This is a genomic window from Enterococcus ureasiticus (assembly GCF_001730285.1).
Taxonomy (GTDB): Bacteria; Bacillota; Bacilli; order Lactobacillales; family Enterococcaceae; genus Enterococcus_L; species Enterococcus_L ureasiticus.
Genome location: NZ_MIJZ01000013.1, coordinates 191915 through 205118 on the forward strand (window position 1 = coordinate 191915; position 13204 = coordinate 205118).

The 13204-nt window shown below is 35.0% G+C and carries 16 protein-coding genes, 1 tRNA gene and 1 pseudogene; 9 read left to right on the forward strand and 9 right to left on the reverse strand.

Annotated features, from left to right (window positions below; genetic code table 11):
- Window positions 1-23: 23 nt before the first annotated feature.
- Together BCR21_RS09280 and map are read right to left on the reverse strand one after the other, a co-directional pair.
- The gene (locus BCR21_RS09280; protein WP_069646190.1) at window positions 24-938 is read right to left on the reverse strand and encodes a YihY/virulence factor BrkB family protein; all 915 of its coding nucleotides are present in this window, start codon (window positions 936-938) and stop codon (window positions 24-26) included.
- Between the two features lie 19 nt (window positions 939-957).
- On the reverse strand, window positions 958-1722 hold the full coding sequence (gene map, locus BCR21_RS09285; RefSeq protein ID WP_069646191.1) for a type I methionyl aminopeptidase: 765 nt from the start codon (window positions 1720-1722) through the stop codon (window positions 958-960).
- Window positions 1723-2058: 336 nt separating this feature from the next.
- On the opposite strand from map, the gene BCR21_RS09290 reads away from it, so the two are divergent.
- Window positions 2059-2502 carry a flavodoxin gene (locus tag BCR21_RS09290; protein ID WP_069646192.1) on the forward strand — a complete coding sequence of 148 codons (444 nt, stop codon included), beginning with the start codon at window positions 2059-2061 and terminating at the stop codon, window positions 2500-2502.
- An 84-nt stretch (window positions 2503-2586) separates the two neighbouring features.
- On the opposite strand, the gene BCR21_RS09295 is transcribed toward BCR21_RS09290, so the two are convergent.
- Window positions 2587-3159 carry a TetR/AcrR family transcriptional regulator gene (locus BCR21_RS09295; protein WP_069646193.1) on the reverse strand — a complete coding sequence of 191 codons (573 nt, stop codon included), beginning with the start codon at window positions 3157-3159 and terminating at the stop codon, window positions 2587-2589.
- Window positions 3160-3414: 255 nt separating this feature from the next.
- Here BCR21_RS09295 and BCR21_RS09300 point away from each other — a divergent pair, with 255 nt between their 5' ends.
- The 4 genes and pseudogenes from BCR21_RS09300 to BCR21_RS16660 all read left to right on the forward strand — a co-directional run.
- Window positions 3415-4653, forward strand: a complete 1239-nt coding sequence (locus tag BCR21_RS09300) for an aminopeptidase (RefSeq protein WP_069646194.1) — start codon at window positions 3415-3417, stop codon at window positions 4651-4653.
- Window positions 4654-4715: 62 nt separating this feature from the next.
- Window positions 4716-5366: a uracil-DNA glycosylase gene (locus BCR21_RS09305; RefSeq protein WP_069646195.1), complete on the forward strand. Its 651-nt coding sequence runs from the start codon at window positions 4716-4718 to the stop codon at window positions 5364-5366.
- A gap of 460 nt (window positions 5367-5826) precedes the next feature.
- Window positions 5827-6216, forward strand: a complete 390-nt coding sequence (locus tag BCR21_RS09310) for a hypothetical protein (RefSeq protein ID WP_139125642.1) — start codon at window positions 5827-5829, stop codon at window positions 6214-6216.
- 4 nt (window positions 6217-6220) lie between these two features.
- Window positions 6221-6382 (forward strand): annotated as a pseudogene (locus BCR21_RS16660) (conjugal transfer protein); the annotation flags it as partial.
- Between the two features lie 61 nt (window positions 6383-6443).
- On the opposite strand, the gene BCR21_RS09315 reads toward BCR21_RS16660, so the two are convergent.
- Window positions 6444-7280, reverse strand: a complete 837-nt coding sequence (locus BCR21_RS09315; RefSeq protein ID WP_069646470.1) for a DUF6544 family protein — start codon at window positions 7278-7280, stop codon at window positions 6444-6446.
- Between the two features lie 25 nt (window positions 7281-7305).
- Window positions 7306-7782: a MarR family winged helix-turn-helix transcriptional regulator gene (locus tag BCR21_RS09320; protein ID WP_069646197.1), complete on the reverse strand. Its 477-nt coding sequence runs from the start codon at window positions 7780-7782 to the stop codon at window positions 7306-7308.
- Between the two features lie 151 nt (window positions 7783-7933).
- Here BCR21_RS09320 and BCR21_RS09325 point away from each other — a divergent pair, with 151 nt between their 5' ends.
- From BCR21_RS09325 to BCR21_RS16995, 3 genes are all read left to right on the forward strand, one after another.
- Window positions 7934-8470: a flavodoxin family protein gene (locus BCR21_RS09325; RefSeq protein WP_069646198.1), complete on the forward strand. Its 537-nt coding sequence runs from the start codon at window positions 7934-7936 to the stop codon at window positions 8468-8470.
- A 100-nt stretch (window positions 8471-8570) separates the two neighbouring features.
- Window positions 8571-8774: a cysteine-rich KTR domain-containing protein gene (locus BCR21_RS16665; RefSeq protein ID WP_455326405.1), complete on the forward strand. Its 204-nt coding sequence runs from the start codon at window positions 8571-8573 to the stop codon at window positions 8772-8774.
- Window positions 8775-9057: 283 nt separating this feature from the next.
- On the forward strand, window positions 9058-9201 hold the full coding sequence (locus tag BCR21_RS16995) for a hypothetical protein (RefSeq protein WP_167351774.1): 144 nt from the start codon (window positions 9058-9060) through the stop codon (window positions 9199-9201).
- A 233-nt stretch (window positions 9202-9434) separates the two neighbouring features.
- Here BCR21_RS16995 and BCR21_RS09330 read toward each other — a convergent pair.
- Window positions 9435-9511, reverse strand: a tRNA-Arg gene (locus BCR21_RS09330).
- Between the two features lie 174 nt (window positions 9512-9685).
- The gene (locus tag BCR21_RS17275) at window positions 9686-9808 is read right to left on the reverse strand and encodes a hypothetical protein (RefSeq protein ID WP_276204492.1); all 123 of its coding nucleotides are present in this window, start codon (window positions 9806-9808) and stop codon (window positions 9686-9688) included.
- Window positions 9809-9986: 178 nt separating this feature from the next.
- Between BCR21_RS17275 and BCR21_RS17000 the strand changes: the two genes are divergently transcribed.
- The gene (locus BCR21_RS17000; protein ID WP_167351775.1) at window positions 9987-10133 is read left to right on the forward strand and encodes a hypothetical protein; all 147 of its coding nucleotides are present in this window, start codon (window positions 9987-9989) and stop codon (window positions 10131-10133) included.
- A gap of 52 nt (window positions 10134-10185) precedes the next feature.
- Here BCR21_RS17000 and BCR21_RS09335 read toward each other — a convergent pair whose 3' ends face one another.
- Together BCR21_RS09335 and BCR21_RS09340 are read right to left on the reverse strand one after the other, a co-directional pair.
- The gene (locus tag BCR21_RS09335) at window positions 10186-11382 is read right to left on the reverse strand and encodes a GNAT family N-acetyltransferase (RefSeq protein ID WP_069646199.1); all 1197 of its coding nucleotides are present in this window, start codon (window positions 11380-11382) and stop codon (window positions 10186-10188) included.
- A 180-nt stretch (window positions 11383-11562) separates the two neighbouring features.
- The gene (locus tag BCR21_RS09340) at window positions 11563-12966 is read right to left on the reverse strand and encodes a PTS sugar transporter subunit IIC (RefSeq protein ID WP_069646200.1); all 1404 of its coding nucleotides are present in this window, start codon (window positions 12964-12966) and stop codon (window positions 11563-11565) included.
- Between the last annotated feature and the right edge of the window lie 238 nt (window positions 12967-13204).

Sequence of the window (13204 nt, forward strand, 5' to 3'; positions counted from 1 at the left end):
TATTTGAATCAAAAGCATTCGGCCTATTTCTTTAATTTTTCTTTTATTTTATCCACTAGACGGTTGATCAACCCATAACGGTGCTGAATTTTTTCATTTGATATATATTCTTTGACAACTGCATTGATGATACCGCCTAAAATAATGATCGTTGCGGCTAGATTTAGCCATAACATCAATATGATAAAACTTCCTATAATTTGATAACTAGCAATTTTTGAGCTGAAATATTTGATATACAAACCAAAAGCCTGTGACAATAACATCCAGCCAACAGTCGCAAATACCGCTCCTGGTATGATTGAACGAAAAGTTAATTTCGCATTAGGTACAACACGATAAATCAAGCACATGATAACCAGCAGAACTAATGTGGTAATCGGCCATTTCAAGGCTTGAAAGGCGTCAATAAAATCAGTTGAGAAATGAAATATTGGTTGCAGCAAATCTAAGATTGTTTTGCCTAAACCTAATACACCAACAACCCCAACGATCGCGATCATAAATAGGAGAATCACCAGCAAAGACATAATACGGACAATAATAAAATTTTTACGAGGCTCAACACCAAATGCTTTATTCATAGCCGTCTGCAACGCGTTGATACTTTGGCTAGCACTCCATAAAGCTGCCAATGCAGAGATTGATAGCAAACCGCCTGATCGTTGAGTTAGTAAAGATTGAATTGCTGGTTTTAAATCATCAAAAATAGCCTTAGGTATTGCTTCAGCTATGTAAGGCAGTACTTCGTTTGGGTCGATATGTAAGTACGGCAGGAGATTCCCCACCGCAATCAATAGAGGAAACAGGGACAAAAGTAAATAGTAAGCTACCACGACCGACGTATTTCCAATCTCTGAATCAATCATGCGATTTTGCGTTGTTTCAATGAAACGCATTAATTTTTCATTGTTCTTTACTTTGTCCACCAGTTTCATAAAATTCTCCTCTAATTGATTAATATGTCATTTCTTCTCCTTGAGAAGTTAAAATTTTGGGTCCATCTTTGGTAATAGCTAATGTATGTTCAAATTGACAACTAATACCGCCATCTAAAGTATAAGCTGTCCAGCCATTTGGGTCCATTTTCATTCGCCAAGTTCCTGTGTTGACCATGGGTTCGATCGTAATGACCATTCCTTCTTTTAAGCGTAACCCTTTTCCTGGTTCACCATAATGAGGAATAACTGGGCTTTCATGAATAGTTGGGCCAATGCCATGACCTACAAAATCTCTTACAACAGATAAGTTTTCACTTTCAACATACGTTTGAATTGCGTGTCCGATATCACCAATACGATTACCGACTTGGGCTTGCTCAATCCCGAGGTACAATGCTTTTCTCGTTACTTCCATTAAGTGATCCAATTCAGGCGTTGATTTACCTACTACATAAGCCCAGCAAGAATCTGATACAGCGCCTTTTAAATCAATACACATATCTACTTTGATCAAATCACCGTCTTTTAAAGGCTTTTTCCGAGGAAAACCATGGCAAATCTCATCATTGATACTGCAACATGTCGCATATTTATAGTCTTCAAACCCAATTTGTGCGGCAATTCCGCCATGGCTTTCAATAAAGTCTCTTACGAATACTTCAATATCCCAACTCGTAACACCTGGTTTGATAAACGTACGTAAATGACGATGAACATCTGCCAATAATTCTCCAGATTCATCCATCATTTCAATTTCTCTTGGTGATTTTAGTGTAATCATTCAATATCGTCCTCCTAAAATTTAAAAGCTGAAAGAGCTTGTTCAGCCTTTACTGGAAAAGATAAAAGCGCAGCGGGCTTGTTCAGTCTCTTAGAAAAATACGAGACTAGCCCGTGGAGCTAGATAATCTTTATATAAGAGTATTTTATCATAATTTATGAAAATTTCACTGAAAAGTAGTTGTAAAAAATAGATTTCATTCTTATTTTGGTCTCTTACCTCCCATAAACGGTGTCATAGAAGCAACTTCTTAGTTTCTATCCTCAATTTTGTAATTTACACAACCTTCGTTCTTCTGATATAATCAAGATTGTATTATTTGAAGGAGGAAATCTAATGACCTTAGCTAAAATCGTTTATGCAAGTATGACTGGAAATACAGAAGAAATCGCAGATATCGTTGCTGAAGCTTTTGAAAATTTAGATATTGAAGTAGAAATCAATGAATGTACACAAGTTGATCCTGAAGATTTTGACGATGCGGACATCTGTGTCATTGCGACATACACATATGGTGATGGTGAATTACCTGATGAAATAGTAGATTTCTACGAAGAGTTACAAGAAATCAACCTATCAGGAAAAACTTACGGTGTCTGTGGATCTGGGGACACTTTTTACGACGAGTTTTGTAAATCAGTGGATGACTTTGATGCTGTTTTCGCAAAAATTGGGGCGACAAAAGGAGCAGAAAGCGTAAAAGTCGATCTAGCCGCTGAAGAAGAAGATATTCAAAATCTTGAAGCCTTTGCTAAAAAATTAGCAGACGCTGTAAAATAATTAGTAGAAATCAACGAATATAGACAAAAGGAGGCTGGAAGAAAACTCAATGAGTTTTCTTCCAGCCTCCACTTTTAGTTGTTTTTAATTGTCAATATCAATCGGTTCGTCTCGCTCTAATATTTGATCAATTGCTTCTCTCATCAAACGTTCAATTTGTTCTTCACTTGGATGAATGATTCCAGAAGTCATCAATGCTGCAATTCCTGTTGCAACGATCCACGTTCCCATATGAAGAGAATTGATCTCTGTATCATTTAGTTTCTCATAATCGGGATCTTTCTTGACCGCATTGGAAAAGTAGCTGTACGAAAATTCCTGCATTCTTTTTCCGCCACCGTATTCCTCTAAATATAACGCACGGTATAATTTACTTTCGTTTTTAGCAAAGTGAATGTAATTCAAAGCTAGATCCACAATAGTGTTACCCGTATGTTTGATAGGATATACTTCTTTTGCCAAATATTGATGGATTTTTTCAAACAACTCTTCTTTTAAATCATCCATATTTTTGAATTCTAAGTAAATAGGTTGTGTTGAGCATTTCATTTTGGTTGCAATGTTTCGTGCGGTGAATTTCGAAAAGCCTTCAGTGGCCACTACTTCGTATGCAGCATTTAAAATCTGATCTTTAGTAATTGTTTTTTTTCTTGCCATAATCTTTCAATCCCCTCTACCTATCCTTTACAACGCTTCCATATAAATACTACAGTTATTGTAACATGATTTGTTTATTCTGCAAAATACTAGTCCCTCGATTTATATTATTTTATTTATTTGATTATACGGGACTTTCAAGAGCTTTTTTTCAGAATTAAATACGCTGCTGAACTTGCTCGTTTGTTTGAGTTCGCGCACTGTACGTGTTATGATATTAACCGTTATATGAAAGAAAAACTAGGAGGTTATTCTATGACATTACCAAATTTTAATGAGACATTAAAAAAATATGCTAGATTAATTGTTGAAACAGGTGTCAATGTTCAAAAAGGTCAAAGCATCGTTTTACAAATCAGTGTCGATCAAGCTCCTCTAGCACGATTGATTACAGAAGAAGCGTATAAATTAGGGGCCGGCGAAGTAATTGTTCAATGGAATGACGATATCGTTCAACGTGAATTTTTATTACATGCAGACGAAACATACTTGGAAAACATTCCTCAACATAAAATAGATCAAACAGATGACTGGATCAATAAAGGCGCCAGCCGAATTAGTGTTGTATCATCCAACCCTGATGCTTTAGCTGGTGTTGATTCAGATCGTGTAGCAACTTTCCAATCAGCTTCTGGCAAAGCTTTGGTTAATTTAAGAAAAGCGACTCAATCTAATAAAGTCAGCTGGACAGTTGTAGCTGCTGCTGGTAAAGAATGGGCAGCTAAAGTTTTCCCTGATTTAAAAGATAGCGAACAGCAAGTCGATGCGCTTTGGGATGAAATCTTTAAAACAACTCGTGTTTACGAAACAGATCCAGTTGCCGCATGGGAAGCACATGACAACAAGTTAGCAACAAAAGCAGATGAATTAAATAAAGAACAATTTAAGGCATTACACTATACAGCACCTGGCACGGACTTAGTGATTGGCTTACCTAAAAATCATTTATGGGAAGGTGCTGGTAGCGACAACGTTCGTGGCGAAAAATTCATGGCCAATATGCCGACAGAAGAAGTATTTACAGCGCCTGATAGCCGTCATGTTGATGGTGTTGTTTCTAGTACCAAACCATTAAGTTATGCTGGAACAACTATTTCTGGTATGAAATTTACATTTAAAGACGGTAAAGTCATTGAATTTTCTGCTGAACAAGGTGAAGAAGTATTGGCGAAGTTACTTGAAACAGACGAAGGTGCACGTCATTTAGGTGAGGTCGCTTTAGTCCCAGATCCATCACCGATTTCTCAATCTGGGATCATTTTCTACAATACTTTATTTGACGAAAATGCTTCAAATCATTTAGCTTTCGGATCAGCTTATGCCTTCAATCTACAAGGTGGAACTGAAATGAGTGAAGAAGAATTGCAAAATGCAGGCCTAAACCGCAGTCATACTCATGTTGATTTCATGATTGGATCAGATCAAATGGATATCGACGGTATTAGAGAAGACGGCACACGAGTTCCCATTTTCCGAAATGGTGATTGGGCTTAAAAAGAAAAAAACGTGCTGATTGAATAGATCAGCGCGTTTTTTTAGAGAGAAGACATGCAATTATGAACTATCCTAAAAAACTAGTTGAAGCAGTTGAACAAAAAATGTTAGGACATAATTTAGAAGGATTTCTTTCTGGAAAAGGCCCTAAAAATGCAGTATTGATGCTGATTGGAGAAGCTCCGGGAGAAACAGAAATAAAAACAAAGATCCCTTTTAGCGGTAAATCAGGAAAAAAACTGGATAGTTGGTTATCTGAATCAGGTTTGAGCCGAGAAGATATCTATATTACGAGTGCTGTTCGAAGTCGACCTTTCAGTATAAAAGAACAACTCAATAAAAGAACTGGAATTGTTGAAACAAAATATCCAAATCGAACGCCTACTAAGTCTGAGATATTAGCTTATGCCCCGTTGTTAGATTATGAAATCCAAACGATCCAGCCAAAAATCTTTGTACCGATGGGCAATATTGGTTTGCAGCGGCTTTTGGGAAATGATTATATGATTTCAAAAAATCACGGACAGTTGCTCCATTTACCGATTTTGGTCTATTCAAAAGAGAAAAATCAACTCACTAAAACAAGTGAAAGCTATCCGGTGTTCCCAATCTATCATCCTGCAGCTGTTTTTTATAATCAGAAACTTGAACCTATTATTGAGTCCGATTGGTTGCTTTTAGGCTCACTTTTGAAAAATCGTGATTTGAACTAGATGTCAGTAATTTATCGAATAAAAAGACAGTTTCAACAAAATATTATTGGCACAAATAAAACACCCATCAAATCAACGTTTGACAGGTGTTTTTTGAATCGAACCAGCGACCTATCGCTTAGGAGTTCTCTATGTATGATATACTCTCATATTCTTAAACGGTTAATAATAGTACCTAATGCCTTACAAAAGCAATGAAGCGATTGTTCTTAATGGAAGTTACTTCCCTCTAATATCTTCTACTAAACTAGAAAATGTTAGCAGGCTGTTAGCAAAAGACCAATTGCTCTACTTTGTAAAATCATCTATCAAAAACATTAGATACTCGTATTTACAATTAAATATTTTATGATTAGACGTTCAAAACTGAGCGTCTTTTTTGTCGTTCAAAAAATTAACAGAAAGGAATTATTTCATGAAAACCAAACGAACCATATTAAAAAAATCTGTAGCCTGTCTTATGATAATCGCCACCTTGATTAGTAGTTTTTTAGGTACAGGAACAATTGCCAAAGCAAGTGACCTAGTTTTAGATGAAGTCACTGGCTACAGTTACACAGGAGTAAGCCCACATCTAAGTTATGCCATTACCCATGATCCATTCTACATTATGAAAGTAGATGGTAAGAAAGTATTTTGCGTTGAATCAGGAATCCTAGCAGATACGGGTGGTGGATATATTCCAGAAGCATATGTAAATGCTAAGAAGGATATTCTATCCAAAATTACTTATTATGGATTTACAATGACTTCTCAAAGTAATTATAATTATACCGTTATACAAATAATGATTTGGGAAGAACTTGGAGATCAATATATCTCCTCTACTATTCCAAATTATGAGCAATGACAGCCTAAAATCAATTGGAAAAGATTATATTTTTGTGGAACTTATGAATCCTGTATTTAATCAAAAGGATAATCAGGTCACGGTTAGTGTTTCAGTGAAATATCTTGACTCACAAACAAAAGCGGTACAGATTTCTCAATTTGAGTTGATGCTAGAAAAAAAATAAAATTGGATGATTATAAGATAAAGCAAAAAACTTGCAGTTTCGTTACAGGAACCCGCAAGTTTTATTCATATTTAATTTCGCTAAGTTTGCCATCAAAATAAATTGAATCTCCCTCACTATAGTGCCAGATACCTTGTAGTCTACTTGGATTTTTAACTCCATTTTTGCTTATGTAATTTTTAAAGGTTGCAGACCATGGTGCATTTTCTTTTGTTCCGTCGGTACTAATCGCCATACGATCCTTTGTAAAAAATGAAATAACTTCTCCATCTTTATTAAAAGTAAAGATACCTGAAACCGATACGTCCTTATAATGGATAATTGCTTTAACTGTATACTCATCAATTTCTTCCCATGCAATATCATTTTCTAAAATTGCACTAGGAACCAAGAAACATTCAGCAAGATAAGTAGCTAAACTCGCTTTTTCAAATTCTGTTCCGCCTTCATCAAACAAAGTAAATACTTTTCCTAGAACACCTTTCATGGAGCCTGCTCCATCTATATATTTATCAATTCCTTGAAAAGGTAATCCATATATAGAAGTATCAATTAACGCCAATCGAATAGGCGCATTAGCAACGTTACTTTGGAAATAGTTTATTTTAATAGGCTTTGAACCCTTATTCAAGATGAAGTCTGCGTCATAAAATTTCGCATTCATAATTTTCATTTTACGCTTCCCGATAAAACCACATTGAATAAAATAGTTTTGAACAGGCTTGGGCAGGTACGCTATGTCCTTCATTGTAAATACTTTGCTTTCAAAGTTAGTGCTACCTAGATTAATTTCTTTTTGCAATTCTCTAAATTCAGATACTACTGGAGAGTAAGGTATGTTCATAAAAATAATGAAGCCACCAAGTAGCGCTATTACCATACCAAGTACAATTCCCATATTACGTTTTCTCCTTTTTTTCATATCAATATTCTCTTTCAAACTTATCTATGCTACTATGCAATTTCATCAAAGTTTTATATAAGAAACTTATTTCTTCATCTGAATATTCACTAAATAATTCTGCAAGGTGAATTTGGTGAATATTTGAAATTTCATCAAAATATTCATTTGCTTTTTCAGTCATTATAATATATGAAGTGCGTTTATCCTCATTACTTTTTTGATTAATTAGATAGCCTTTTTTTTCCAACGAAATCACTAATTTTTTTATATTCTGCCTTGAACAACCAAGTAATTTTCCTAAATGAGTATATGTTTGTTTTTCAGTTGAATGTTTTACCATGGCTAACAACATAAATTGTTTAACTGTAATATAAGGATCTGCCTTGTCAAAAATTGTTTGTAGTCGATTTTGAAAAATGAAAATGCTTGAGAAAATCCCTCGTATTTCTTTATTTCTTTCACCCTTATACTGTTCAATTAATTTATATATTTCCATACATACCTCCATTTTAAGTGAAACACTTTTCAATCTTCTATTGCCGTATTAACATTTTCTTAGATACTCTATTGACATTATAGTAACTCGTTACTATAATGTCAATAGGTAACTTATTACTATTCACTATGATTAAGGAGAAGAAATGAAGATGAAAAAACTATTAATAATTATAGGTATTGTTTTGGCGATGCTAATCATGATTTTTGTTTTGCTAAATATTTGGACAGGGAGCATTCTTAACAAAAAATATTCATTCAATGAAGAAATTTATGGAGAAGGAAAGAAGAAAGCACTCTTAATGTATCAACCTTCAAACGGGGATACAACAAAAGAAATAAGTGTACACATCGCAAAATTACTTGCAGAAAATGACTATACGGTTATTATCAATACGCCAGGAAATGGTTCAAGTTACAGTACTGACGATTATGATTTAATTATTTTTGGGTCGCCTGTGTATTTTGGGAAAGTTTCCACACTTCTTGAAGATTATGTAACTGATAAGCATATCACCAATAAAAACATTACTCTTTTCGTAACTGGGAAATTTACTGATGAAACTAAGGAAGAAAACGAGATGAAAAATTGGTTTGATGATTCTAACAAAATTAATACAATAAAAACAAACAAAGATGAAAGTGAAAAGCTGGATACATTTTTGAAAAAGCATTATTTAAATAACTAAAATTCTGACGATCTATCTGTATTCATTGGTAGTATTAAACAAAGACATTTATTCTCGTTTTGATAATGATTTATTTCAAACTCAAGATGTTTAAACCTTTTTGAAGGAGGTTTTTGTTATTATACAAAAATGGATTACGTGCCCTATTTGCCATAATAAAACACACACGAAAATTCGAGAAGATACAATTATGACTAATTTTCCTTTATATTGTCCAAAACGTAAGCAGGAGAATTTGATTAATATAAAAAAATACAAGATGACTAAAATTATAGAGCTAGACACTAAGACGCGGAGCCAATAACAAGGAGACTAGATTCTCAAGTTATTGGCTCTTTTGCTTTATAGCGCACATTGGATAGGTAGTGATTGAAGGCGCTACTATGTTTATTCGATATTTGCCAAAAGATGGTTACCCACTATCTAATACCTATTTTAATGCGCACTTTTTCTTAATGAAAGAGTGCTTTTTTTATTTTTGAAAAAAATAAACTTTCTGTCTTTTTTTCGAAGATTTACTCCCCTACCACTTGTGATAGGAGTAAACAGGCAAACAGTTGTCCTTTCTTTTATGAGCAGAAATGGTCATGGATGTGTATTCGAGAGTTATCGATGAGGATCGTAGATTAAATGCGAAAAAGATGGATGAACAGTTCTATGATACCCTTGATAAAGTAGAAGCGGCATCAGGTAAAGAATCTAAACTAGAAGGTGATCAATTCCTTATGTAGTTATTGCATTTCATGTCTGACGATGATAACAAACAACGTCTACAAGAAATGCTGAAAACTTGCTAATAATTTTGGAGCGTGCAATTCTTGCTAACAGCAGTAATATTTATTAAAAAATCATCTATTGTAATAACTAATAAAAAGAGAAACATCAAACAAGGGAATAACTCTAAAATAAAAACATATAAAAAAGCTGAAAACCTAATATTTAAAGGCTTTCAGCGTGATTTCTATGGCGTGCTCGGAGGGAGTCGAACCCACGGCTTCGACCTTAGGAGGGTCGCACTCTATCCATCTGAGTTACGAGCACATATGTCGTGGAACGAAGACTTACCACATATTTCAATAGTTAAATGGCAATTGCTCTGTCCTACTGAGCTACGAGAACATCCCTTATTTATTTTAGAAGTCTTTTCATTCAGTGTCAATGAAAATAAAAAGAAAGCGATCCTGATATAAAGATCAGCATCACTTTCCTAATTTTTTATTTTTTAATATCCTTTTTGCCTTTTAACATTTTAACTAAATAAAGGCCACCTACAATAACAGCTAATGTTTTACCGATTTTACCATTTCTTGCAACTTTTTCTTCTTTGGTTTTACTCATGTTCTCCACTACCTTTCATTATTTGACTTTTATTTGTTTACTTACTATATAGTATAAGGAGTTTCAACTCGTTCCGCTAATCATTTGCTTGTAATCAAAAAATTCGTAAAGTCTTTTTATGGATGTTAAGCTTGAACTATACCTTTTATGGTAAATAAAGAAACTGGAGGAAACACACATGACGGATAAAACGAAAGAAAAGATTTTCGCTGAGCGTCAGGACAATTATAAGCAGGAAAAAGAAGAAATTTTTAAAGAAGCTTTAGAAGAATATCATGACGACCCCGCAGGAGAAAAAACAGAAGATGAGAAAAATAAGGTATAAATTTAAATAGGCTAAGTGAATGTTGAAATAATCAATTCACTTAGCCTATTTTTTAAAAATAATCTGCCAAAATCGGCATACCTGTTACTAAACGTTGATCCAATGACTGGATCATTTTTTCTTTTCCTGAAATTTTTCCATAGAAATGTAATTGAGTCCCTCTGCGGTACCCCATAAAAAGTTGTGTCAATGTTTGAATCGTGCTTGCAATTACATCCTCTTCACTCAATGATTCAGGGATTTGATCAAGTTCTCTTACAGAACTCTGACCATTTTCATCGATTAACAATTCCCAGATTCCATTATTCCATGAACCATAATCATCTTCAATTTTAAGATAATAAGCTTCAGCACTTCCTACAGTAAAAGGATACTTACGCAGAAAGCTTTCTAAATCAACAATTCTAGCCATCATAAAAGGGGTCACTTTCATTTCTACTAATGGCGACGACATTAGATAGCTTAGATTTTCACCATCAAAACCTGTTTCTAAATGAAATTCTCGCGATGAACCATTATGTGAACCAATAAAACGAATGATTGATTGAAAGGCTTGATTCGTTAGATAGCCCCATTCTTTAATCACAAAACGCTCTGCGCTAGATTGATAAATCAAGTAGCCCTGAGGATTGCCCAATTCGTCTTCATAAAGTGCAAATAAATTCTTATCATCCAGACCAAATGCATACTCAAACCACCAAGATTCCCGAATTACTGCCCCTCTTTGGTTGTTAGGTAACTCAGAATAGATTTGCTGACAAACACTTTTGGCTTCTTCATAGGTAACTCGTTTCATCTTGCCTGGCGTTGCCTTCACGTTTGGCCAATCTGCTGCTTTAACAGTATAACTAATTTGTTCAAATACCTGCTCAAAACCATATTTTCGATAAAAAGGATATGAAAATGGCGCTAAGTATGCTAATTCAACCTTATTTTCAGCTAGTTCTGCTAGTAGCTGCTTCATAATAGTTGAAATGCCCCCTCGTCCCCGATATTCAGGATAAGAAGAAACACAACCAATTCCAGCCATTTGGTAACTGATTCCATGAAATGCCACTTTGAATGGTGTAGAAATCACTTGACTTGTTAAAGCATCTTCTAAAAAATACCCATAATTCAAAGAGTGTGCGACAATTTTCTTAAAACGCCTTTTCCGCTCTTCTGTTTTTTCAGCATTGAAAGCATATGCTGCTAAATCGAAAATATCATCTATATTTTTTTCACCCATAATACGTACTTCTTTTTCCATTTTGATCCACCCTAACTATAAGTAACTTCTTACTTTTCATTGTACTCCAATGTAAAACGATGTCCAGAAAAAAGCGAACTCTGTCAATACAAAAAAAGACTAGGACATGACCATTAATAGTCTATCCCAGTCTCATCAACTCGTTCACTTACACTATAACAATCTAAAACGATTTTCGCTTTATTCTTCTGGCTCTCCTAAATTTGGATCCATTTTATTCGCCGCAATAACAAACGGAGCCCAAATAACAAATGCGACAGCCAAATTGACAATCGTTAAGACAATTGCTCGCCAATCACCCGCTGTTGCTAAGAAACCACTAATAATCGTCGGCATTACCCAAATCACATTCACAACAACAGGATTCACCAAACCAGCCATTGTAGCGAAATAAGCGATTGTAGCTGTTACTAATGGCGCTACAATAAATGGAATCAGCATAATCGGATTCAAGACAACTGGCATACCAAACATCACTGGTTCATTGATATTGAATAATCCTGGCCCTATGCCAAGTTTGCCGACAGTTTTGTAATCTGCACGTTTAGATAAGAGTAATATAGAAATAATCAAAACCAATGTAACACCCGCGCCACCAGGCCAAACAAATGCTTCAAAGGAACCAGCAACCCATTTGTAAGGGATTTCATTTCCTTGTTGATACGCATTCGTATTATCAACCATCGCTACACCATAAATCGATTGTAAAACCGGTGACATAATATTGGTTCCATGGAGTCCGAAGAACCACAAAACATGCACCAATAAGACAATCAAGAGGACAGCCCCGTAACCTTGGGATAAACCGAGCAATGGCGTTTGAATCGATTCAGATATCCAATCAATCAATAATTTCCCTGTTAATTGTTCAAATACATGATAAATCAATCCTGATACATATAAAGCTGTCACACCTGGAATAATTGCAGCAAAAGCTTTTGATACTGCTGGTGGCACTGAATCAGGCATTTTGATGACAATATTTTTCTTCATCAATTTAGCAAATATAATAACAGAAATAAAACCAAAAATCATTGCTGTAAACAAGCCTGTTCCACCCATGTATTTACTAAATGGGAAATACCCCCAAGCACCCGCATCAACAGCAGAAACACCATCAACCGTATTGACAGTCGCACCCGCATCAGTAAAAAGTTGGGCAATATTCTTTGGTAATTTTTCAGCTAAGGTAACTGTCGCAGTTGCACTTTGTGGTAAACCAATAAAAAATGCAGCTAATGATATTAGCATACCTGATAAGGCATCGACATCATAAGCCCTTGCTACGTTGTATCCTAAAGATGCAGCAAAAACAACGGCCATGATAGCTAGAGTTCCAGTCCAAACCAAACCATTTATCGCAATCACCGGCGTGAAGAAACTAGTAATTGCATTTCCTTCTCCTAGATACGTGTTCGGAAAATCGCGCATAAACGCATTTAGTAAAACGGCAATCGCTCCAGCCATCGTAACCGGCATCATACCGATAAACGCATCTCTGAGTGCAACTAAATGTTTCTGTGCCCCAATTTTTGCAGCAATAGGCAAGATATACCTTTCCATCCACGCGGTTAATCCATTCATTTTTTGTCCTCCCAAAAATTTATTTATTTAAAAAGTGTTCACTTTTTAAAAACTGGTTCATACCTCCATGTAAAATATTGTATCAATATAACCTTACATTCTTATAATAAGCAATAACCATGCCAAATTGATCTATACCAAAACAGAGTGAATATAAAGCGCTTTCTCAACACACTGAATTACACACTTGTTACACTGTGTGTTGTGTGTGTAAAAAATGCGCAAAAAAAAGAGTGCC

Coding starts and splice junctions, on each gene's coding strand:
- BCR21_RS09300 (WP_069646194.1), top strand. CDS start 3,415: ATGACATTACCAAATTTTAATGAGACATTAAAAAAATATGCTAGATTA.
- BCR21_RS09325 (WP_069646198.1), top strand. CDS start 7,934: ATGAAAAAACTATTAATAATTATAGGTATTGTTTTGGCGATGCTAATC.
- BCR21_RS09320 (WP_069646197.1), bottom strand. CDS start 7,782: ATGGAAATATATAAATTAATTGAACAGTATAAGGGTGAAAGAAATAAA.
- BCR21_RS17275 (WP_276204492.1), bottom strand. CDS start 9,808: ATGAGTAAAACCAAAGAAGAAAAAGTTGCAAGAAATGGTAAAATCGGT.
- BCR21_RS09305 (WP_069646195.1), top strand. CDS start 4,716: ATGAACTATCCTAAAAAACTAGTTGAAGCAGTTGAACAAAAAATGTTA.
- BCR21_RS09290 (WP_069646192.1), top strand. CDS start 2,059: ATGACCTTAGCTAAAATCGTTTATGCAAGTATGACTGGAAATACAGAA.
- BCR21_RS09340 (WP_069646200.1), bottom strand. CDS start 12,966: ATGAATGGATTAACCGCGTGGATGGAAAGGTATATCTTGCCTATTGCT.
- BCR21_RS09295 (WP_069646193.1), bottom strand. CDS start 3,159: ATGGCAAGAAAAAAAACAATTACTAAAGATCAGATTTTAAATGCTGCA.
- BCR21_RS17000 (WP_167351775.1), top strand. CDS start 9,987: ATGACGGATAAAACGAAAGAAAAGATTTTCGCTGAGCGTCAGGACAAT.
- BCR21_RS16995 (WP_167351774.1), top strand. CDS start 9,058: ATGGATGTGTATTCGAGAGTTATCGATGAGGATCGTAGATTAAATGCG.
- map (WP_069646191.1), bottom strand. CDS start 1,722: ATGATTACACTAAAATCACCAAGAGAAATTGAAATGATGGATGAATCT.
- BCR21_RS09280 (WP_069646190.1), bottom strand. CDS start 938: ATGAAACTGGTGGACAAAGTAAAGAACAATGAAAAATTAATGCGTTTC.
- BCR21_RS09315 (WP_069646470.1), bottom strand. CDS start 7,280: ATGGGAATTGTACTTGGTATGGTAATAGCGCTACTTGGTGGCTTCATT.
- BCR21_RS09335 (WP_069646199.1), bottom strand. CDS start 11,382: ATGGAAAAAGAAGTACGTATTATGGGTGAAAAAAATATAGATGATATT.
- BCR21_RS09310 (WP_139125642.1), top strand. CDS start 5,827: ATGATAATCGCCACCTTGATTAGTAGTTTTTTAGGTACAGGAACAATT.